At 70.2% G+C, this 21,558-nt stretch carries 18 protein-coding genes; 6 read left to right on the top strand and 12 right to left on the bottom strand.

Annotated elements, in window-relative coordinates:
- Nucleotides 1–81 precede the first annotated feature (81 nt).
- From recQ to AC25Y0_RS07485, 9 genes are all read right to left on the bottom strand, one after another.
- Nucleotides 82–2,079 carry a DNA helicase RecQ gene (recQ, locus tag AC25Y0_RS07445; protein ID WP_488123774.1) on the bottom strand — a complete coding sequence of 666 codons (1,998 nt, stop codon included), beginning with the start codon at nucleotides 2,077–2,079 and terminating at the stop codon, nucleotides 82–84.
- A gap of 51 nt (nucleotides 2,080–2,130) precedes the next feature.
- The gene (locus tag AC25Y0_RS07450) at nucleotides 2,131–2,667 is read right to left on the bottom strand and encodes a DUF1697 domain-containing protein (protein ID WP_488123773.1); all 537 of its coding nucleotides are present in this window, start codon (nucleotides 2,665–2,667) and stop codon (nucleotides 2,131–2,133) included.
- Nucleotides 2,668–2,727: 60 nt separating this feature from the next.
- Entirely contained in the window at nucleotides 2,728–5,163 is a 2,436-nt protein-coding gene (locus AC25Y0_RS07455; protein WP_488123819.1) for a DEAD/DEAH box helicase, read from the bottom strand.
- Between the two features lie 47 nt (nucleotides 5,164–5,210).
- Complete coding sequence (locus tag AC25Y0_RS07460) at nucleotides 5,211–6,698, bottom strand: sodium/solute symporter (RefSeq protein ID WP_488123772.1); 1,488 nt, start codon at nucleotides 6,696–6,698, stop codon at nucleotides 5,211–5,213.
- Complete coding sequence (locus AC25Y0_RS07465; RefSeq protein ID WP_488123771.1) at nucleotides 6,695–7,096, bottom strand: heavy metal transporter; 402 nt, start codon at nucleotides 7,094–7,096, stop codon at nucleotides 6,695–6,697. The genes AC25Y0_RS07460 and AC25Y0_RS07465 overlap by 4 nt, the downstream gene beginning before the upstream one ends.
- On the bottom strand, nucleotides 7,093–7,812 hold the full coding sequence (locus AC25Y0_RS07470) for a LytR/AlgR family response regulator transcription factor (protein WP_488123770.1): 720 nt from the start codon (nucleotides 7,810–7,812) through the stop codon (nucleotides 7,093–7,095). Before AC25Y0_RS07470 ends, AC25Y0_RS07465 begins: the two co-directional genes overlap by 4 nt.
- Nucleotides 7,813–7,845: 33 nt before the next feature.
- Entirely contained in the window at nucleotides 7,846–9,027 is a 1,182-nt protein-coding gene (locus AC25Y0_RS07475) for a sensor histidine kinase (RefSeq protein WP_488123769.1), read from the bottom strand.
- 1 nt (nucleotide 9,028) lies between these two features.
- Complete coding sequence (locus tag AC25Y0_RS07480) at nucleotides 9,029–9,262, bottom strand: YbdD/YjiX family protein (RefSeq protein ID WP_488123768.1); 234 nt, start codon at nucleotides 9,260–9,262, stop codon at nucleotides 9,029–9,031.
- Between the two features lie 106 nt (nucleotides 9,263–9,368).
- The gene (locus AC25Y0_RS07485) at nucleotides 9,369–11,624 is read right to left on the bottom strand and encodes a carbon starvation CstA family protein (protein WP_488123767.1); all 2,256 of its coding nucleotides are present in this window, start codon (nucleotides 11,622–11,624) and stop codon (nucleotides 9,369–9,371) included.
- A gap of 207 nt (nucleotides 11,625–11,831) precedes the next feature.
- Here AC25Y0_RS07485 and AC25Y0_RS07490 point away from each other — a divergent pair, with 207 nt between their 5' ends.
- The 5 genes from AC25Y0_RS07490 to AC25Y0_RS07510 are packed head-to-tail and all read left to right on the top strand — an operon-like array spanning nucleotide 11,832 to nucleotide 16,292.
- Nucleotides 11,832–12,155 (top strand): GNAT family N-acetyltransferase, encoded by a 324-nt coding sequence (locus AC25Y0_RS07490; RefSeq protein WP_488123766.1) that lies wholly within the window; start codon nucleotides 11,832–11,834, stop codon nucleotides 12,153–12,155.
- 1 nt (nucleotide 12,156) lies between these two features.
- Entirely contained in the window at nucleotides 12,157–13,161 is a 1,005-nt protein-coding gene (locus AC25Y0_RS07495) for a pirin family protein (protein ID WP_488134460.1), read from the top strand.
- A 19-nt stretch (nucleotides 13,162–13,180) separates the two neighbouring features.
- Entirely contained in the window at nucleotides 13,181–13,741 is a 561-nt protein-coding gene (locus tag AC25Y0_RS07500) for an ECF transporter S component (protein WP_488123764.1), read from the top strand.
- Complete coding sequence (locus AC25Y0_RS07505; RefSeq protein WP_488123763.1) at nucleotides 13,738–15,453, top strand: ABC transporter ATP-binding protein; 1,716 nt, start codon at nucleotides 13,738–13,740, stop codon at nucleotides 15,451–15,453. The genes AC25Y0_RS07500 and AC25Y0_RS07505 overlap by 4 nt, the downstream gene beginning before the upstream one ends.
- Nucleotides 15,450–16,292 (top strand): energy-coupling factor transporter transmembrane component T, encoded by an 843-nt coding sequence (locus AC25Y0_RS07510; RefSeq protein WP_488123762.1) that lies wholly within the window; start codon nucleotides 15,450–15,452, stop codon nucleotides 16,290–16,292. Before AC25Y0_RS07505 ends, AC25Y0_RS07510 begins: the two co-directional genes overlap by 4 nt.
- A 9-nt stretch (nucleotides 16,293–16,301) precedes the next feature.
- Here AC25Y0_RS07510 and AC25Y0_RS07515 read toward each other — a convergent pair whose 3' ends face one another.
- Nucleotides 16,302–17,465: an acyl-CoA dehydrogenase family protein gene (locus AC25Y0_RS07515; RefSeq protein ID WP_488123761.1), complete on the bottom strand. Its 1,164-nt coding sequence runs from the start codon at nucleotides 17,463–17,465 to the stop codon at nucleotides 16,302–16,304.
- Between the two features lie 157 nt (nucleotides 17,466–17,622).
- On the bottom strand, nucleotides 17,623–18,843 hold the full coding sequence (locus tag AC25Y0_RS07520; RefSeq protein WP_488123760.1) for a M15 family metallopeptidase: 1,221 nt from the start codon (nucleotides 18,841–18,843) through the stop codon (nucleotides 17,623–17,625).
- A gap of 120 nt (nucleotides 18,844–18,963) precedes the next feature.
- Here AC25Y0_RS07520 and AC25Y0_RS07525 point away from each other — a divergent pair, with 120 nt between their 5' ends.
- Nucleotides 18,964–20,031 (top strand): Rv2578c family radical SAM protein, encoded by a 1,068-nt coding sequence (locus AC25Y0_RS07525; RefSeq protein ID WP_488123759.1) that lies wholly within the window; start codon nucleotides 18,964–18,966, stop codon nucleotides 20,029–20,031.
- A gap of 6 nt (nucleotides 20,032–20,037) precedes the next feature.
- On the opposite strand, the gene AC25Y0_RS07530 is transcribed toward AC25Y0_RS07525, so the two are convergent.
- A partial coding sequence (locus AC25Y0_RS07530) for a DEAD/DEAH box helicase (protein ID WP_488134461.1) occupies nucleotides 20,038–21,558 on the bottom strand: 1,521 nt, incomplete at its 5' end.

The raw sequence follows: 21,558 nt of genomic DNA on the forward strand, positions 1-21,558 counted from the left end.
CACAAAATGGGGTCGGGGCGCCGTCCGGACCGGTTGTGCGGTCCCGACAGCAGCACGGCCGGCCGGTCGCGGAGGCGGACCTCAGGCGTCGGCGACGACGGCCAGAACGGCTTCGCCGTATGCCTCGCGCTTCTTCGCTCCGATACCCGTGATGCCGTCGAGGTCGGCGAGGGTCGCGGGGCGCCGCTCGGCGAGCGCGCGCAGCGTCGCGTCGCCGAACACGATGTACGCGGGCACCCCGAGCTCTTTCGACACCGAGGCACGCCACGCGCGCAGCGCCTCGAACAGGTCGCGGTCTTTGTCGGCGACATCGACGGGCGCCGAGCCCTTGCGCAGCCGGGCAGGCCCCGCACCGCGTCCGAGCACATCCCGGCGCAGTGGCACGGGCACTTCGCCGCGCAGCACACCCGCTGCCGGCTCGCCGAGGGCGAGCGTGCCGTACTCGCCGCGGGCGACGAGGATGCCCCGCGCGAGAAGCTGCCGAACGACGCTTCTCCAGTCCTGGTCGGAAAGGTCGGACCCCAGGCCATAGGTCGACAGCGAGTCATGCCCCTGCTGGCGGATGCGATCGGTCGAGGCCCCGCGCAGGATGTCGATCAGGTGCCCCGCGCCATACGCCTGACCGCGCTCGCGCTGCAGTCGCACGATCGTCGAGAGGAGCTTCTGTGCGGGGATGAGCCCGTCCCACGTGTCGGGAGCCTCGAGGCACGTGTCGCAGTTTCCGCACGGAGCGGAGTCCTCGCCGAAGTAGGCGAGCAGGTTCTGGCGGCGGCATCCGACCGTCTCGCAGAGCGCGAGCATCGCGTCGAGATGCTGACCGAGCCGCATCTTGAACGCCCGCTCGCCGGGGCTCTGGTCGATGAGCCGGCGCTGCTGCACGACGTCGCCGAGCCCGTAGGCCATCCAGACGACGGATGCTGCGCCGTCACGGCCCGCGCGCCCCGTCTCTTGGTAGTACCCCTCGACCGATTTCGGCAGGTCGATGTGCGCGACGAAGCGCACATCGGGCTTGTCGATCCCCATTCCGAACGCGATCGTCGCCACCATGACGACGCCGTCTTCGCGCAGGAAGCGGGACTGGTTCGCCGCGCGCACCTCAGCCGGAAGCCCCGCGTGGTACGGCAGAGCATCGATGCCCTGCGTCTGCAGGAACTCGGCCATCTGCTCGACCGACTTGCGGCTGAGGGCATAGACGATGCCGGCGGGCCGAGGTTCGTCGCCGAGCGACCGGATGAACCCGACGAGCTGGCGTCGCGGATCGACCTTGGCCTCGATCCGGTACTGGATGTTCGGGCGATCGAAGCTCGCGACGTAGTGCTGCGCGTCGGGCAGGTGCAGGCGCTGCGTCAGCTCGCGGTGCGTCTCGCGCGTCGCCGTCGCCGTGAGCGCCATGCGCGGCACAGCGGGGAACCGCTCATGCAGGTCGCCGAGGGCAAGGTAGTCGGGGCGGAAGTCGTGCCCCCACTGCGACACGCAGTGGGCTTCGTCGATCGCGATGACGCTGAGCCGCCCGCGCTGAAGGAGCGCCGTCGTCGCCGAGCCCGAGAGGCGCTCGGGCGCGACGTAGAGCAGGTCGAGCTCACCCGCGAGATACGCCCGCTCGACCGCTGCCCGCTCGGCCGGCGCCTGCGTCGAATTGAGATAGGCCGCGCGCACGCCGTTGGCCACGAGCGCGTCGACCTGATCGTGCATGAGCGCGATGAGCGGGCTCACGACGAGCCCCGTGCCCGGCCTCACCAGGGCGGGCACTTGGTACGTGATGCTCTTGCCGGCACCGGTCGGCATCAGCACGACGGCGTCACCCCCGCCGACGACCTGCTCGACGACCGCGCCCTGATCCCCGCGGAAGGCGTCGTAGCCGAAGACCTCTTTCAGGACGACGCGCGGATCGGCACCCGTGAAGTCACGCCGGGGAGTGCCCGCGAAGGGGTCGGCGGCGGGAGCGTCGAGCCCGAACGGCGGCTCGTCGAACTCGGGCGGCGGCGCGAACTCATCGGGATCCCACGCGAGGTCGGCATAAGGATCGGTCGCCGCGTCAGCCGTCGCGAACGGCGCGGCGGACTCAGCTTCGCGGGACATCCCTCAAGCGTAACCACGGCCGCCGACGCCGGGCGCAGACCCGGAGCGGACTCAGCCCCACTTCGCCGCGATGGCCGCGATGACCGTGGCGTTGCGGGTCGTGCTGACCCCCAGCAGCCTCGCGACGCGCAGCGCCGGCACATCGGCGTACGCATAGCCCTCGACGAGCAGCGCGTGCACGGCGCGTCCGCGCACGACGACGTCTCCCGCATCGGATGACGTCGCTTCGACCTCGGCCACGACGCTGGGCTCGGGGGCCTCTTTCATGAGCGAGACGTAGTGGCGCACCGTCTTCGGACGCGCGGCGGCGAGCGCGGCCGCATCCCGCGCGATCTCGGCGAACTCACCCGGCCGGAACACGATCGTGGGCACCTCGAAGCCGCGATCGGCGAGGAACGCCCTCTCGAGGGTCTGCTCGATGCGCTCGCGCGAGCGCATCGTCGTCGCGAACCGCACATTGCCGGTGTTGATGTGGGTCTCGGCGTCGGCGAACCCGGCACCGGTCACGACCCGGCTGATGTCGTCCTTCGAGAACTTGCGTGTCGGACCCAGATTGATGGCCCTCAGAAACGCGAAGAAGGTCGCCATACGGTTACGGTATTGCGCGCGACGCACGGGCGGCACCCCCTTGTCGCGCAGCGGGATGGGCTACAGCCGCAGCACCTCGGTGACGTGCACGACGGCCGCGCCCGCCTCGACGGATGCCGCGAGGTCGACTTCGGCGCGGATTCTCCAGTCGTGGTTGCCCGCCGGGTCGTCGATCGTCTGCTCGACGAGCCAGCGGCCCGGGGTCGAGGTCTCGTCGATCGCGCACAGCCGCGGCGATCGCGCGGATCCGCCCGTGAGCATCTCGTCGTGCTCGTCGTAGTACGCATCGAGCACGGCGGGCCAGTCGACGTCGGGGTCGAGCTCGACGAGGGCGTCGTCGCGCTGCAGCGCGGCCAGCTGCACGCGACGGAAGAGCTCGTTGCGCACGAGCACCGTGAAGGCCCGACGGTTCGTCAGGATGGACGGCGGCGCAGGAGGCAGGACCGGTGCCTCACCCGCCGCGACGGGGTCGATGAGCGCGGCCCATTCGTCCACGAGCGACGAGTCCACCTGGCGCACGAGTTCGCCGAGCCATTCGACGAGGTCGTCGAACTCGTCGGTGCGCGCCTCGTTCGGCACCGTCTGGCGTACCGCCCGGTAGGCATCCGACAGATAACGCAGCACGAGACCCTCGCTGCGTGTCAGGTCGTAGAGCGAGACGAACTCTCCGAACGACAGCGCCTGCTCGTACATGTCGCGCACGACCGATTTGGGCGACAGCTCGAAATCCAGCACCCACGGCTGCGACGACGCGAACGTCTCGAACGCCTGGGCGAGCAGGTCGGCGAGCGGCTTGGGGTAGGTGATCTGCTCGACCAGCGCCATCCGCTCGTCGTACTCGATGCCGTCGCGCTTCATCGCGCCGATCGCCTCGCCGCGCGCGCGATGCTCCTGTTGCGACAGGATCGCGCGCGGGTCGTCGAGGGTCGATTCGATGACGCTGATGACATCGAGCGCGTAGTGCCCTGTGCCGGTTTCGTCGTCATCGGGTGACAGCAGCCCGATCGCGGCGAGCGCGAACGGCGACAGCGGCTGGTTGAGCGCGAAGTTGGGCTGCAGGTCGACCGTGAGGCTGATGCCCGACGGCCCGGCCTGCACGACGCCCGCGGTCACGAGCGTGCGGAAGATCGCGAGCGCGCGCCGGGCGAGCTCGTACTGACGCGCGCGGGGCTCGTGGTTGTCGAAGACGAGCGAGCGCACATTGCCGAACACGTCGCCGCCGCGCGCGATGACGTTGATGAGCATCGCGGCCGTGAGCTGCAGGTGCGGCACGAGAGGCTCCGGCGAGGCCGCGACGAGCCGATCGAACGAGCCCTCACCCCAGTTGACGGTGCCCATGGGGGCCTTCTTGCGCACGATCTTCTTGCGCTTGGCGGGGTCGTCGCCGGCCTTGCGCAACGCCGCCGCGTTCTCGATCTCCCACTCCGGCGCCATGACGATGACGTTGCCGTGCGTGTCGAAGCCCGCCCGGCCCGCGCGCCCCGCGATCTGGTGGAACTCGCGGGCAGAAAGCTGCCGCATCCGCTGTCCGTCGAACTTCGTCAGTGCCGTCACCATCACGGTGCGGATCGGCACGTTGATGCCGACGCCGAGCGTGTCGGTGCCGCAGATGACCTTGAGCAGCCCCTGCTGTGCGAGCGTTTCGACGAGGCGGCGGTAGCGGGGCAGCATGCCCGCGTGGTGCACCCCGATCCCCGCTCGCACGAGGCGCGAGAGGGTCTTGCCGAAACCGGTGTTGAAGCGGAACGCACCGAGCGCCTCGGCGATCGCGTCGCGCTGCTCACGCGAGGCGATCTTGGTGTTGACGAGCCCTTGCGCGCGTTCGAGCGCGGCCGCCTGCGAGAAGTGCACGATGTACACGGGCGTCTCGCGCTCATCGAGCAGATTCTGCACGACCTGGGGCACGGGCTCGCGCGAATACGAGAAGTGCAGCGGCACGGGCCGCTCCACCCCCGTCACGAGCGCCGTCGGCCGGCCCGTGCGGCGGGTGAGGTCGTCGGCGATCGGCGTGACATCGCCGAGGGTCGCCGACATGAGCAGGAACTGCGCGCGCTCGAGGATCAGCAGCGGCACCTGCCACGCCGATCCGCGATCGGGGTCGCCGTAGTAGTGGAACTCGTCCATCACGACCTGGTCGATGTCTGCGTCGGGGCCGCGGCGCAGCGCGATGTTCGCGAGGATCTCGGCCGTGCAGCACACGATCGGCGCATCGGGGTTCACCGACGAGTCGCCGGTCACCATGCCCACGTTCGCCGCGCCGAAGATGTCGACGAGGGCGAAGAACTTCTCGCTCACGAGGGCCTTGATGGGTGCCGTGTAGTACGTCCGACCGCCCCGGGCGAGGGATGCCGCGTGGGCGGCGATCGCGACGAGCGACTTGCCCGTCCCGGTGGGGGTCGACAGCACGACGTTCGCGCCCGAGACGAGCTCCATGACGGCTTCGTCCTGCGCGGGATAGAGCGTCAGCCCGCGGTCGGTCGCCCACTCGACGAACATGTCGTAGACGGCATCGGGGTCTGTGCCGACCGGCGGGGGAAGAAGGCTCACCCGTCGAGTCTGCCCGACACGCCGGGCCTGCCGCGCTCCGGAAGGTGCAGCCGTGCGAGATATCGCTCGGTGCGCGTCGGGATCCGTGCGCGATCGGCCAGCGACACCCCGATCGTGAGCACGGCCGCCAGCGGGATCGTCCAGGCCGCCGGCTGCGCGAGCAGCACCGCCGCGAAGCCGGACAGCGGCGCCACCGCCGACACGGCGAGCGCCGCCGCGCACGACACGGCCCCGCCTACCATTCCGGCGACCGCGCCGCGTGCCGTCAGGCGCCGCCACCACACCCCCAGCAGCAGCACAGGGGTCAGGGTGGATGCCGCGAAGATGAACACCGTTCCCACACTCGCCCCGAGACCCGACGGCACCGTCAGCAGTGCGACGGCGAGGGGCACGATGGTGCACAGCACCGCAGAGAAACGGAACGAGCGCACGGAGCCCGAGAAGAGGTCCTGGCTCACAACGCCCGCGATCGATACGACCAGGCCCGACGACGTCGCCAGGAACGCCGCGAACGCACCGGCGACGATGAGCGCCGTGAGCAGTTCGCCGCCGAGGCCGGGAAAGACCCGCGAGGGCAGCGCGAGCACGACGGTGTCGGCGAGACCGGGGACGGCGAGGTCGGGGGCCACGACACGGCCGATGAGGCCCATCGTGCTCGATACCGCGTAGAACGCGCCGATCATCGCGATGACGATGACCGTCGTGCGTCGCGCCGCGACTCCGTCGGGGCTCGTGTAGAACCGCACGAGCACGTGAGGCAGCCCGATCGTGCCGAGCAGGAGCGCGACGAACAGGGACACCGTCGCATAGATGTCGACTCCGGCGGGCCCCACCTCGGCGGGGAACACCAGCGCCGGATCGAACGACGGCTCGCCGTCGGAGAGGGCGATGACGAGGAAGAAGACCGGCAGTGCGAGCGCCGTCAGCTTGAGCCAGTACTGCATCGCCTGCACCGCCGTGACGGCGCGCATCCCGCCCGCCGCGCCGATCCCGGCGACGAGCACAGCCACGAGCACGGCCCCGACCCACGGCTCGACGTCGGCGACGACGCCCAGCACGAGACCCGCGCCGTGCATCTGCGGCACGATGTACAGCCACCCGATGATGAGCACGAGCATGCTCGTGACCCGGCGGGCCCCCAAGGACTGCAGTCGCGCCTGCACGAAGTCGGGGATCGTGTACGCCCCGCTGCGGCGCAGGGGCGCCGCGACGAAGAGCAGCACGAGCAGGTAGCCCGCGGCGTAGCCGATGGGGAACCAGAAACCCTCGGCACCTGACAGCAGCACGATTCCCGCGAGTCCGAGGAACGTGCCCGCAGAAAGGTACTCGCCGCTGATGGCCGAGGCGTTCCAGACGGGGCGCACACTGCGGGATGCGACGAAGAAGTCGCTCGTCGTGCGACTGATGCGCAGCCCTGCGACACCGAGTGCGACCGTGACGGCGACCAGCAGCGCGATCGCGACGAGGTCGAACACGGGATTCACGGTTCGCCCCGGGACTCCGCCGACGAGCGGGACAGCTCGCGGTAGCGCCGTTCGTTGCCGCTGGCCCCCACGGCGTAGATGACCGCGAAGACGAGGATGAGCGGGTAGTACCCGTACGCCTGCAGGAGCCACGACAGGGGAACCCCGGCGACGACGGGGTCGTGCAACCGCGCGACGAGGAAGATCACGGCGGTGAGCGCCCCCGCGAAGAGGAAGAAGCCGATCAGGCAGCCCAGGGCGAGTCGCAGCTGACCGCGCACGAGCGAACGCTCGAACACGGTGCCGGCTTCGCGCACGGGAGCACCCGGCAGCGCGATGCCCCGCGTCGGCACGGCGGCATCCGGAATGCCCGAGACCCGCACGCGGGCGCGCGGGTCAGAGGGTTCCGCACCGGTCACGGCTCGGCTCTCGTGAAGGCCTCACGCACCGACGGCAGCAGGCGTCTGCTCACCGGCAGCTCGATCTCGGCGAGCACGACGGTCGGCGGCGTCGCCGCCAGACGCAGCTGCACGACGGCCTCCTTGTGCACGAGGTATGAACGGTGCACGCGCACGAAGCCGGCGTCGGCCCAGCGCTCCTCGAGTTCGGAGATGGGTGTGCGCACGTGGTGCCCTTCGGTCGCTGTCCACAGCCGGGAGTAATCCCCCTGCGCGTGCACCCACCGGACGTCGCTGCGGCGAAGCATCCGCACGTTCTGGCCGATCGTGACCGGGATCAGCTCGTCCCTGCCCGGGGCCCCGGAATCCTCGGTCGCCGCAGCGACGACCCGGTCGACCGCGCGGCGGAGCCGCTCGACCCGCACGGGTTTGAGCACGTAGTCGACGGCCCGCACGTCGAAGGCCTCGACAGCACCTGCGTCGTCCGCCGTGACGAAGACGACGGCGGGCCGCGTGGGTGACGACGAGAGCACGCGCGCGAGCTCCAAGCCGGTCAGCCCGGGCATATGGATATCGAGGAAGGCGCCGTCGACGCGATGCGCATCGAGCAGTCGGAGCGCTTCTGCTCCGTTCGAGGCGGCGTGCACGGTGCCGATCCGCGCATCCCGGCGCAGGAGCGCGACGAGTTCGGCCAGCGCCGGCGGCTCGTCGTCGGCGACGAGCACCTCGATCGTCATGCGCGTGCCCCTTCCCGGCAGGTGCGGTCCAGGCTAGGTCACTTCAGGGTCGTTGAGGGGCTGGGACCGCGGAATACGCAGGCGCACGAGCATGCCGGCCCCCGGGTTCGTCTCGACGATGAGTCCACCGGTCGGACCGTACAGCTGGCGCAGGCGCGTATCCACGTTGCGCAGGCCGATGTGGGCTGACGACGCCGCTCCAGCGAGCAGGGATGCCGCCGCCGCAGGGTCCATCCCGACACCGTCGTCGTCGATCGTGATCTCGGTGTGCGTTCCGTCGTCGTGCGCAGTGATCGTGATGATCCCGCCGCACTCGCCGGGTTCGAGTCCGTGGCGCACGGCGTTCTCGACGAGCGGCTGCACCGAGAGGAACGGGATGACGGTGGACAGCGTCTCGGGCGAGACCTGCAGCCGCACCGTCAGGCGCTCGCCGAAGCGGGCGCGCTCGAGCTCGAGATACGAGTGGATGCTGCCGAGCTCTTCGGACAGCGTCGTGAACTCCCCCTGCCGGCGGAACGAGTACCGCGTGAAGTCGGCGAAATCCAGCACGAGCTCGCGGGCCCGCGGCGGGTCGGTGCTGATGAACGACGCGATCGCCGTCAGCGCGTTGTAGATGAAGTGAGGGCTGATCTGCGCACGGAGCGCGCGCAGCTGCGCCTCGGCGAGCGCCGTGCGCGAGGCTTCGAGCTCGCCGAGCGCGAGCTGCGCGGCGCACCACGCGGCGACCTCGCCCGTCGCGCGCACGAGCGGTGCGCGCACGTGCTCCGAGAAGGCGACGACGGCGCCCCACGCGTTGCCGTCGATGATGATGGGCGCACCGACGGCTTCGAGCTCACCCGAACGGCGACGGGGAAAGACCTGGCGGCGCCCGGTCTGCCGAGCCCGCTCGGCGACGCGGGCGGCAGAGGCCCGCAGGGCGTCGGACGCGCCGTCGAGGGCCACGTCTCCGTCCGGCCCCACGATCGCGACGGCCTGAGCGCGCAGAAGTGCGCGCAGCTGCTTCGCGGCCCGGGCGCGATCGGGAGCCTCGCCCGTGCTACGCAGCGCAGCGGCGGCGAGCGCGGCGAGATGCAGCGTGCGGTACTCCGCGCCTTCCGCATCGCTGCCGAGATCGCGCGAACCGCCGGCGACGCGGCGCAGCAGGCCCAGCGCGAGAATGAGGGCGGCCCCGAGCACGACGCCGATCGCTCCGGCGACGATGACGGGGTCGAGCACGTCAGCAGCAGCGAGCGCCGGGATTGCGGTCCTGCTCGGCCATCCTCTGACGCCAGAACTCGCGTTCGCTCATCGGCTCGGTGTCGTGATGCGCGTGGTGATGGCTGAGGTAGGCGTCGTAGGCCCGGTCACCCATGAGGTTCGTGATGTACCAGCGCACGCTGCGCCCGGCGCGCTGCACGCCGGCCCACAGGCCCTTGGGCAGCGCAGTGGCTGCGGCATCCGTCGGAGTCATCAGACCCTCCCGTCATCGTGCGCAGTAGCGAGCGTAATGGACGCATCCTGGTCCGGACAGAGCGGGGTGCCGCGCAGAGGAGTCTGCGCTGCACCCCGGCTCTTGGTCAGTGTCCCGAGCGCGGGCGTGCGCCGTCGACGGGGGCGACCGTGGCCCACTCCTTCTCGATCGCCCGCTCGGTCTTGGTGGCGATGAAGCCCGACGGAGCGAAGCGACGCGACGGCACGTATTCGTCTTCGTTCTCGTCCCCTCCCCCGCGGATGACCGCGCGGACCGTCACGATGATCGACATCACCATCACCACGATGGCGAGCACGACGAAGATGATCGACAGGGTGCCCTGGACGGCCGTGTTGCGGATGACCGCCTCGAGCACCTCGGGGGCGCCGAGCGAATCGTCTCCGGCCGCGAGCGCGTCGCGGTAGCGGATGTGATTCGCCCAGTAGCCGATGGCCGGGACGGGCGAGAAGATCTTGTACATCGACGCCGTGATGGTGATGACCGCCGTGAACGCGAGCGGCGCGGCGACGATCCACAGCCACTTCGCGTAGCTCTTGCCGCGCTTGGCGACGATCGCCATGACGACCGCGAGCGCGATCGCTGCGAGCAGCTGGTTGGCGATGCCGAAGAGCGGGAAGAAGGTGTTGATCCCGCCGAGCGGGTCGGTGACACCCAGGATGAGGATGGCGCCCCAGCCGGCGACCATGATGGCCGTCGCGATCCAGACCCCCGGACGCCACGAGACGTCACGGAACTTCGGGATGAAGGTCCCGATCGAGTCCTGCAGCATGAAACGCGCGACCCGGGTGCCTGCGTCGACGGCCGTGAGGATGAACAGCGCCTCGAACATGATCGCGAAGTGGTACCAGAACGCCATGAGCGCTCCGCCGTCGAGCGAGCTCATGATGTGGGCGATGCCGAGCGCCAAGGTCGGGGCGCCACCGGTGCGCGAGACGACGCTCGGTTCACCGACGGCCGCGGCTGTCGAGTTGAGCAGCTCGGGCGTGATGCTCACTCCCTGAAGGCCGAGGTTGTTGACGAACGCGACGGCGCCCTCGACGGTTCCGCCCGTCACAGCGGCGGGCGAGTTCATCGCGAAGTAGATGCCCTGGTCGATCGAGATCGCCGCGACGAGCGCCATGATGGCGACGAAGGACTCCATGAGCATGCCGCCGTACCCGATGAAGCGCGTCTGGCGCTCCTTCTCGATGAGCTTCGGGGTCGTGCCGGATGCGATGAGGGCGTGGAAGCCGGATAGCGCACCGCACGCGATCGTGACGAAGAGGAAGGGGAACAGTGGCCCCGCCCACACCGGCCCGAGGCCCGTCTCGGCGAAGACCGTGAACGCCGGCACCGAGATCTCGGGACGCACGAGCACGATGGCGCCCGCGAGCATGACGATGACGCCGATCTTCATGAACGTCGACAGGTAGTCGCGCGGCGCGAGCAGCAGCCAGACGGGCAGGACGGCCGCGACGAAGCCGTAGATGATGATGCCCCATGCAATCGTCGTGCGATCCAGCGTGAAGGCGGCCGCACCCCATTCGGTGTCGGCGATCCACCCGCCCGCCACGATGGCGAGCATGAGCAGGACGAAGCCGATGATCGAGATCTCGGTGATGCGCCCCGGGCGGATCCAGCGCAGGTAGCAACCCATGAACAGCGCGATGGGGATCGTCATCGAGACGCTGAAGACACCCCACGGGCTCTCGCCGAGGGCGTTGACCACGACGAGCGCGAGGATCGCGACGATGATGATCATGATCAGGAGCGAAGCGATGATCGCCGCCGTGCCGCCGATGCGTCCCAGCTGGTCACGGGCCATCTGGCCGATCGAGCGGCCGCCGCGGCGCATCGAGAAGAACAGCACGAGGTAGTCCTGCACGGCACCGGCGAAGATCACGCCGATGATGATCCAGATCGTGCCGGGGAGGAAGCCCATCTGAGCCGCCAGGACGGGGCCGACGAGGGGCCCGGCGCCGGCGATCGCGGCGAAGTGGTGGCCGTAGAGCACGCGGCGGTCGGTCGGGACGTAGTCCTTGCCGTCCTGCTTGCGCTCCGCGGGCGTCGCGCGGGTGTCGTCGGGCCGCGTGATGTACTTCTCGATCACCTTCGAGTAGAAGCGGTACCCGATGAGGTAGGTGCAGACGGCAGCGAAGACGAACCAGATCGCATTGACGGTCTCACCCCGCACGATCGCGAGCATGACCCAGGCGAGTCCGCCCAGGAGCGAAATCCCGACCCAGAGCAGGATCTTCGGGAGCGTCCACTTCGCCTCGCGCCTGCGCTCGGCTTCGGGGACCTCGACGGGGGGAAGAACGGCAGCGGCGCCACCCTTCCGGGGACGGGACTGTGATGTCATGGCAACTCCAAGATCCGCGCGACTCTGTGCGTGAAGACACGCTAGGCCGGGCATCCGCCCGTCGGGTCGTCGTGCCGGTCCGGATGCGACGAACGGCGCCAACCGAGCGACGAGCGGTGCCGTGATCGCGGGACGGAGCGCAGAGGGTCGCCAAACGTGCCACGCCCGCATACGTTGGGATCACGCGCCCCCGATGAGAGGACCGGCATGACCACCGACCTGCCCGACCTGACCCAGGAACCGACCGTGACGCGCGACGACGCGCAGAGCAGATATGAAGTGCACGTCGGCAATGTGCTCGCCGGCTTCACCGAGTTCCGCACCGACGCGCGCGGGCGCGTTGTGTTCCCGCACACCGAGATCGACCCGGCCTTCCGCGGCAAGGGTCTGGCCGGCGCGCTCATCGGCGAGGCGATGGCCGACAGCGCCGCACGCGGCGACACCGTCGTTCCGCTGTGCCCGGCCGTGGCCAAGTACGTGCGTGCGAACGAGATCGACGGCCTCACGCTGGCGTGGCCGAACAACGCCTGACATGACCCGGCACGACGAGGCGGGGCTGCTGCGCGACGAGGCACCGCAGCTGGCCGGCGCTGCGGTGTGCGACGGCCCGCGTGCCGTCCGCATCGAACCCCGCGACGTGCCGCTGGGCGGTGTGCGTGCGATGCACGTGCGCCGGCTGCTGCCGCACCGCGACCTGCCGATGGTGGGGGCCTGGTGCTTCCTGGACCGCTTCGGCCAGCAGAGCGTGAAGATGCGGCTCGAGCCGCACCCGCACATCGGCCTGCAGACGGTCACGTGGCCGCTCGTCGGCGAAGTGCACCACCGCGACTCGGTCGGCAGCGACGTCGAGATCGGACGCGGCGCCCTCAACATCATGACCAGCGGCGCCGGGATCTCGCACTCCGAGTACTCCGTCGGCGACGGCCCGATCGCGCTGGATGCGCTGCAGCTGTGGGTCGCGCTGCCCGAGAGCAGGCGCCACGGCGCCCCCGGATTCGAGCGCCACGTCGACCTTCCCCGCGTCGAGCTCGCCGGCACATCGGCAGACGCACCCGCGGGTACGGCATGCGTCGTCGTGGGAACCTTCGCGGGAGCGACATCACCCGCGACGATGCACACCCCCATCGTCGGAGCCGAGATCGACCTGCCTCCCAGCGCACGCGTGCGACTGCCGCTGGATGCCGCGTGGGAGCACGCCGTGGTGGGCGTGGACGGCGAGGTGACCCTGCATGCAGAGGGGGAGACGCCGCCCGTCGCCGCCGACGAGCTGCTGTACCTCGGCGTCCGCCGCGAGTCGATCGAGGTGTCGACCGAGGCCGGTGCGCGGATCTTCCTGCTCGGCGGTGAGCCATTCGAAGACGAGATCATCATGTGGTGGAACTTCGTCGGCCGCGCACACGAAGAGATCGCCGAGGCTCGTGAGGACTGGGAAGCCGGCTCCGCCCGCTTCGGCCATGTCGTCGGGCACGGCGACGAGCGCATCCCGGCCCCGCCCATGCCGGCGGTGCGGCTCACCCGCCGTCGTCGGCGGATGTGACGCGGACTACGATCGAACCGTGGCCCGAACCCCGCTGTTGTCGACTCGCGCGCTGCTCGTCTGCGCGGCGATCGGCGTCGCGACGGGACTGCTCGGCGGCATCGCCGGCTGGGTGACCGTCCCCCTGCTCGCGGCGCTCCCCCAGGTGTACGGACTCGTGCTGGGTGTGCATGTCCTTCCCGGCATCATCGCGCAGGAATCGCTGCGCCTCCCCTGGGTCGCCCTGACCACTCACCTGCTCGCGGCGCTCGTGTCGTGCGCCATCGCTCCGCCGTACGCGATGCAGTTCCTCGGCACGGCGATCCTCTTCGGCGGCATCCAGGAGCTCGTCGCCGCCCTCGTGCGCTACCGCTCGTGGGCGCCGTGGCGGTTCTTCGTCTCGGCGATCTTCATCGGATTCGTCGTCGCCGCCGCGGTCTTCTTCGCCGCGAACATCGGGACGATGGCGCTGTGGGCGCAGATCCTCTACCTCGCCGTATCGGTGCTCGGTCCCATCGCCTGGACGGCCGTCGGCCTCGCCATCGGCGCGGGCCTGCGCCGGGCCGGCGTCGGCCACCGCGGCGGCACGCGGACGACGTGACCGCCGCACCCCTCGTGCGCGTGCGCGATCTCGCCATCCGGCACGAGGGTGCGGACATCGCGCTACCCGCGTCCGCGTCGTTCGACATCGACCGCGGTGAGGTCGTGCTGCTGCTGGGCCCGAGCGGATCGGGCAAGTCGACCCTGACGCTCGCCCTCAATGGCCTCATTCCGCACGCCGTGCCGGCCGACCTCAGCGGGGACGTCGAGGTCGCCGGACGGCCGACGACCGAGGCGACGGTGGCCGAGCTCAGCACGCACGTCGGGATGGTCTTCCAAGACCCGGACGCGCAGCTGGTCACGGGAACGCTGCTCGACGAAGTCGCCTTCGGACCCGAGAATCTGCGGATGCCGGTGGGCGAAGTGCTCGCGCGCGCCGAAGACGCGCTGCGCCGGGTCGGCCTCTGGGAGCGGCGCACCGAGAACCCCGACAAGCTCTCCGGCGGCGGTCGGCAGCGCCTCGCGATCGCGTGCGCGCTGGCGATGGGATCGCCCCTGCTCGTGCTCGACGAGCCGACCGCCAACCTCGATCCGCGCGGGATCGAGGAGGTCTATGCGGCGCTGGACGAACTCGTCGCCGCCGGTGATCGCGCGATCCTGCTCGTCGAGCACAACCTCGACGCCGCCGTCGGGTTCGTCGACCGCGTCATCGTGCTCGACCATGACGGTCGCGTCGTCGCCGACGGATCGGTCGACGCCGTGCTGCGCGACCGCGCCGACGATCTGCACGAGATGGGCGTCTGGCTGCCCGTCTCGGCGCTCGCGGCCCTGCGGCTGCGTCGCGCAGGGTACGAGCTCGACCCATTGCCGCTGACGCCCGCCGAACTCCACGCAGCGCTCGAGGCTGCCGACGGGCCGCACGTGCCGGTCGCCGAGCCGGCGCCTCCGGTCGCTGCGCGCGAGGGCGCGGGCCTCATCCGGGTGCGGGGGCTGTCGGTGCGACGCGGGCGCACCGAGGTGCTGCACGGGGTCGATCTCGACGTCGGGGCAGGAGACTTCGTCGCCATCGTCGGCGCGAACGGCGCGGGCAAGACGACGCTGCTGCAGGCGATCGCCGGTGTCGTGCCGCCCCCGCGGGGCACCGTGCGAATCGGCGACCTCGACGTCGCACGCGCCGACCCGCGCTCGCTGTCGTCACACGTCGGTTTCGTCTTCCAGAACCCCGAGCACCAGTTCATCGCGCACACCGTGTACGACGAGATCGCACACGGCCTGCGCCTGCGACGCGTGCCCGACCACGAAGTGCGCGAGCGCACCACTCGCCTGCTCGAACGGTTCGGCCTCGCCGACCGGGCAGGAACCCACCCCTTCCTCCTGTCGGGCGGGCAGAAGCGCCGTCTCTCGGTCGGCACCGCGCTCGTGGCCGGCGCCCCCGTCCTTGCGCTGGACGAACCCACCTTCGGGCAGGATCGTGCCCGCGCCGATGAGCTGCTCGGTCTGCTGCGCGAACTCAACGCCGACGGCACGACGATCCTCGTCGTGACCCACGACATGCAGCTGGTCACCGAGTACGCCGACCGCACGGTCGTCGTCGGCGACGGCGGGATCCTGCGGGCAGGACCCACGGCCGACATCTTCGCCGACGACGAGCTGCTCGAACGCGCAGGTCTGCGCCCGCCGCCCCTGCGCCGAGCGCTGCGCGGTCTCACGCGGCATCCCGAGCTCTCACGCATCACGCGGCTGGCCGACCTTCCGGCCGGGAGCACGTCATGAGCGCGACCGGTCCCATCCTCACGGTCGCCCCGAGCGGCCGAGCCGACCCGTACGCCGAACAGGTCACCGCCTCGCCCGTGCGGTTCCTCTACGGCCTCAATCCGCTCGCGAAGCTCATCGCCCCCCTGCCGGTCATCGCCGTGCTCATCTTCGTGCGCGACCTCGCGACGCCGGCGGCCTTCCTCGTGCTCGCCTACGCCCTGCTGCTCATCGGGGTGCGCTTCACCCCGCGCCTGGTCGGCATGCTCGCACTGGCGATCCCCGTCGCGGCCCTCGCGCTGTCACTCGGGTTCGCGGTGTGGACCGACCCCGCGCTCGTCTCGGACACCCCCGTCGCCTGGCGGATCGGCGACTGGACGCTGTATGAAGGCGCCCTCGTCATCGGTGTCGGAACAGGGCTGCGGCTCGCCGCGATCATCGCGCTCACGCTGCTCGCGGGCCTGTCCACGGCAGGGCCCGACTTCGTGCGGGCGAGCGTTCAGCAGCTGCATGTGCCGTACCGCATCGGCTACACCGCGCTCGCAGCCTTCCGCTTCGTGCCGCGCTTCGGGCACGAGCTCGACGTGATCCGGCAGGCCCACCGCGTGCGCGGGGCACACGGTGGGCGCGGCCCGTTCGCGGCGCTCGCGCGCTGGTTCGGCTACGTCGTGCCGCTCTTGGCCGGAGGCATCCGGCACGCCGAGCGTGTCGCCCTCGCGATGGATGCCCGCGCCTTCGGCGCGCACCGCGACCGCACCGAACGGCACCTCGTGCCGTGGCGCACGCGCGATACCGTCTTCGTCGTGCTGTTCTGGGTGGTCTCGGCGGCGCTCTTCGTCGGCGCCGCCGAGCTCACATAGCGGTACGACTCAGCGCTTGCCGGCGAGGGGGCGCGAGACGATGTCGCGCATGATCTCGTTCGTGCCGCCGTAGATGCGGTGGACGCGCGCGTCGAGGAACGCCCGGGCGATCGGGTACTCGGTGATGTAGCCGTAGCCGCCGAAGAGCTGCACGCACGTGTCGAGCACCTCCCACTCGCGCTCGGTCGCCCAGAACTTGACTTTCGCGGCCTCTTCGGGAGAGAGCTTGCCGTCCTTGTAGGCCAGCAGCGCGCGGTCGATGTACGCCCACAGCGCGTCGACCGTCGTCGCGACGTCGGCGATGCGGAACCGCGTGTTCTGGAAGTCGATGATGCGCTCGCCGAACGCCTCGCGCTCCTTCGTGTACTCGAGGGTCCACGTGAGGGCAGCGGCCGCAGCGGCTGCGCCGGCGACCCCGATCGACAGGCGCTCGAGCGGCAGGTTCATCATGAGCTGCACGAAGCCCATGCCTTCCTTGCCGCCGATGAGGTTCGCCTCGGGCACGAAGACGTCGCTGAACGAGAGCTCGGCGGTGTCGTGGCCGTGAAAGCCCATCTTCTGCAGCTTCTTGCCGTGCTCGAAGCCCTCCATGCCGCTCTCGATGATGACGAGGCTGAACGCGTCAGGGCGGTTTCCCTCGCCGGTCTTGACGAAGGTCACGACGATGTCGGCGGTCTTGCCCGACGAGATGAACGTCTTGGCGCCGTTGACGATGTAGCCGCCCTCGACCTTCTTCGCCGTGGTCTTGATGCCGCGCAGGTCAGAGCCGGCGCCGGGCTCGGTCATCGCCAGCGCGCCGAGGACCTCACCGGTAGCCATGCCCGGAAGCCACTTCGCCTTCTGCTCCTGCGTGCCCATGTGCACGAGGTAGGGCACGGCGAGGTCGTCCTGGATGCCGAATGCTCCGGCGAGCGATCCCGCACCGGCGGCGATGATCTCTTCGTTGACGACGGCGCGGAAGCGGTAGTCCTGCAGCATGCCGGCGCCGCCGAACTCGTCAGGCACCGAGAGACCGATGATGCCGGCGTCGCCCGCCGCGCGCATCGTGTCGCGGTCGATCTCGCCCGCGACATCCCACCGCTCGATCGCGTCGTTCGTGACGAAGCGCTTGACGAACTCCTTCACGACGTCGCGGAATGCCTCGTGGTCCTCGTCGTAGATGTCGCGTTCCATGAGCTGCGTCCTTTCGTGAGCCGAAGCGGCGGGCCTCACAGACCTCTTCGCCGCAGGCGAGTCTAGCCGCGGCATCCGCGGTCAGGCCATCGTTGTGAGATCGCATCCCATGTTCCGCGGTACTCGGTACCGGGATTTGTCGGATGCCTCCACCCGGTCAGTGCTGGTGATCGTAATGCGGCGCGGGCGGGAGTCCGAAGAACTCTTCGAGCGTGCGCCAGCCGCCCTCGTGGTACTCGCGGGCCAGCTCCACGCCGATGTAGCGCAGGTGCCACGGCTCGGAAAGGTACCCCGTGACCTCGGTGCCGCCCTCTTCGTAGCGGACGACCCAGCCGTACTGCCACCCGTTCGCCGCGATCCATGTGCCCTGGGGCGTCGCGGCGAGATCGTCGATCGTGGCACAGGTCTCGGCGCACGGCACGACGTCGGCCGCAAGACCGGACTGGTGCTCGCTGTAGCCCGGGCGCGCGCTCACGAGGTCGGCCTGGTCACCGCCGCGCACACGCGCGTGGTGCTCGTACGTCGAGACCTGCGTCATGTACGAGCGGTAGGCGCTGCCGACGGCGATCTCTCCCGCGCCCGCGGCGATCGAGGCTGCCGCCATGCGGGCCATCGCGTCAGCCGCATCGGCCCGCAGTTCGCCGCCGCCGAGGTCGCGCATGCCCGGGGGCACCGCCAGGTCGTCGGGCGCATAGTCGATGGGCACGAACGGCCGCGCCTTGTCAACGACCAGCCACGTGCGGGCGGGGTCGTCGAGGCGGATGCAGGGCGCGAGGCCCGATGCGACGGCATCGCGGAACACCGTGGGCCCGCCGGCGGCGGCGATCGTCGCGGATTCGTTGCCGGCCTCGAGCGCCGCGAGAACGACGGGGTCGCTGCACGGGTCCGGAAGATCGCGCACGACGACAGAGGACTCACCGGGCGCGAAGGCCTCGGCCGTCAGCGGCGGTGCGCCGAGGCCGGGGCGAGCCTCGATGCGCACTTCGCCGAGCGTGTCCGCGACGACCTCTTCGGCGACGATCGCGACCGGCTCCGGCACGAGCGCACCGGTGACCGCCGAGGTCGAGCCGACGACGATGAGACTCGCGACCGTGAGCGCCATGCCGACCGAGGCGTGCACGACGCGGTTCGCACGCGCATGACGGATCGGGGCGCGGCGGCGCCAGCCGCCCAGCAGAGGCGCGGGTCGTGCGGCTACCGGGGGCATGTCCGGCAGGGGCTTCTTGAAGATCGCGGGCGTGCGCGGTGAATCGGATGCCTCCGCCTGCGCTTCGCGCAGCGCCCGACGTGTGCGCGGAGCACTGCCGGGCACCCCGGCGTCATCGCCGGCCGCGTGCGCGGCGCGATGCATCGGGGGGGTCTGTTCGGGATCGGGCACCGCGTCCCATTCTGTCCCGCCAGGGGTTCGAAGGCCAGTCGTCGCGTCGGACGACGTCAGTCTTCGAAGAAGACCGCACTACCGGTTGACATACTTTCGTAGATCTGTTCCCATGGTGGCATGCGATGGCAGGGGCAGGAACTCGGAGTGCCGGATCCCGCGGCTCTTCCGGGCCTCGAGCATCTCAACGGTCTCGTCCGGTCCGTGACGACGCCCGAGTTCGCCGACATGACGTTCCATGAGGTTCTCTGCAAGAGCGCCCTGAACCATGTGCCGGGCTCGTCGGCGATGCCGTTCGACTGGACCATCAACCCCTATCGGGGCTGCAGCCATGCCTGCAGTTACTGCTTCGCCCGCGGCACGCACGAGTACCTCGAGTTCGACCCGGGGCGCGACTTCGACTCTCAGATCGTCGTCAAGGTCAATGTCGCCGAGGTGCTGCGGCGAGAACTCGCGCGCGGTTCATGGGGGCGCGAGCCCGTTGCACTGGGAACCAATACCGACCCATACCAGCGCGCCGAGGGCAGGTATCGCCTCATGCCCGGGATCATCTCGGCGCTGACGGATTCAGGTACGCCGTTCTCGGTGCTCACGAAGGGCACTCTGCTGCGCCGAGACCTGCCGCTGCTGGCCGAGGCGGCGGCATCGGTCGATGTGTCGATCGCGATGTCGATCGCCGTCTTCGACGATTCTCTGCAGCGCAGCCTCGAGCCCGGCACGCCGTCGGCGACGGCGCGACTCGAGACGGTGCGCGCCGCGACCGCCGCGGGATTCCGCGTCACGGTGTTCCTCATGCCGATCCTGCCGCACCTCACCGACTCGGTCGCGGCGATCGACGAGGCACTGCGACGCATAAAGCACGCCGGCGCCGCACGGGTCGTCTTCGGCGCGCTGCACCTGCGGCCCGGCGCCAAGCAGTGGTACTTCCGATGGCTCGAGCACGAGCATCCGGATCTCGTGTCGGCGTATCGCGGGTTGTATCCAGGAGCATCGACGACCGCGCCGAAGGCCTATCGCACGTGGCTCGCCAAGCGCGTGCGTCCCCTGATGCGCGTGCACGGCCTCGACGGGCACGACGAAGAAGCCGCGCCGAGAAGGCCCTCGCCGTCGGCGGCGGCCACACGGTCACGAGTCTTCACGACGACCCGTGGCCGTGCAGCCGAAGCCGCGCCGGCGATGCTCTTCTGACCGGCCTCAGGCGACCGGGTTCAGCTGCCGGCCGGAGATCTCCTCGAGAAGATCGTCACCCAGGCGCACCTCGTCGAAAGGCGCCTCGATCTCGGCCCGGTCGAGCAGTTCGGTCATGCGACGGCGGCGCTGACGGGTGATGAGCGTCACGACGTTGCCGGCACGACCCGCACGACCGGTACGGCCCGAGCGATGCAGGTACGTCTTGTACTCGTCCGGCGGATCGGCCTGCACGACGAGATCGATGTCGTCGACGTGGATGCCGCGTGCGGCGACGTCGGTCGCGACGAGCACATTGACACGGCCCGACGTGAGCCGGTGAAGATTGCGCGTGCGCTTGGCCTGGTTGAGGTCACCGTGCAGCGCGACAGCGCTGATGCCCGCATCGTCGAACTGCTCGGCCAGCATCTCGGCGTACGCGCGGGTGCGCGCGAACACGAGCGTCTTGCCCTCGCGGTCGACCAGCGAGGTGAGGATCTCGGCCTTGTCGCGCTGGTCGATGAGCAGCACACGGTGGTCGATCGTCGAGGACTCCTGGTCCTCACCGGCGACCTCGTGCACCGCCGGCTCGACGAGGAACTCGTCGACGAGCGCAGCGACTTCGCGATCGAGGGTCGCCGAATACAGCAGCTTCTGGCTGCCCTCGGCCGTGTGGCGCAGGATCCGCTGCACGGGTTCGAGGAACCCGAGCTCGCACATGTGATCGGCCTCGTCGAGCACCGCGATCGCGATGTCGGACAGATCGAGCTTGCCCTGATTGACGAGGTCCTCGATGCGACCGGGGGTGCCGATCACGATGTCGACGCCCTTGCGGAGCGCGCCGACCTGACGCGCCTGGGGCACACCGCCGTAGATCTGCGTCGTGAACAGGCCCACACTGCGAGCGATCGGCTGGATCGTACGGTCGATCTGCAGCGCGAGCTCGCGAGTGGGCGCGAGGATGAGCGCCCTCGGCGCGCGGGCGAACTCGCGACGCTTGCCGGACTGGCTGCGCAGCACGCTCTCGACCAGCGGCGCACCGAAGGCGATCGTCTTGCCCGAGCCCGTGCGTCCGCGTGCGAGCACGTCGCGACCCTCGATGACGGCGGGGATCGTGGCGGCCTGAATCGGGAAAGGGCGCGGGGCGCCCAATTCGGCGAGGACGCGGACGATGTTCTCACCCAGTCCGAGATCTCCGAACGTCACATCGGTGACGTCACCGGCCTGCACGGCCTGGGCCTGCAGACGCTCGTGCACGACATCGACGCGCTGCTCGTCACGCGCGGGCTTGGCCGTCCAGTCCGAGCGACCGGGGCGGTTGTCGTCGCTGCGGCGCGGACGATCGTCGCGGCGGTCCGTGCGCGGCGCGGGGCGACCCGCGTCGCGGCCGCCGAAGCCGCGGTCGGACGAACGCGTACGGTCCTGCGACCGGTGCGGTGCCCGGTCGTTCGACTCACGGCGAGGGGCGCGGTCATCACGATCGAAACGAGGACGCTCACCCGAATCACGACGAGGGGCACGGTCATCACGATCAAAACGAGGACGCTC

It is taken from the genome of Microbacterium sp. Y547, from assembly GCF_057669785.1.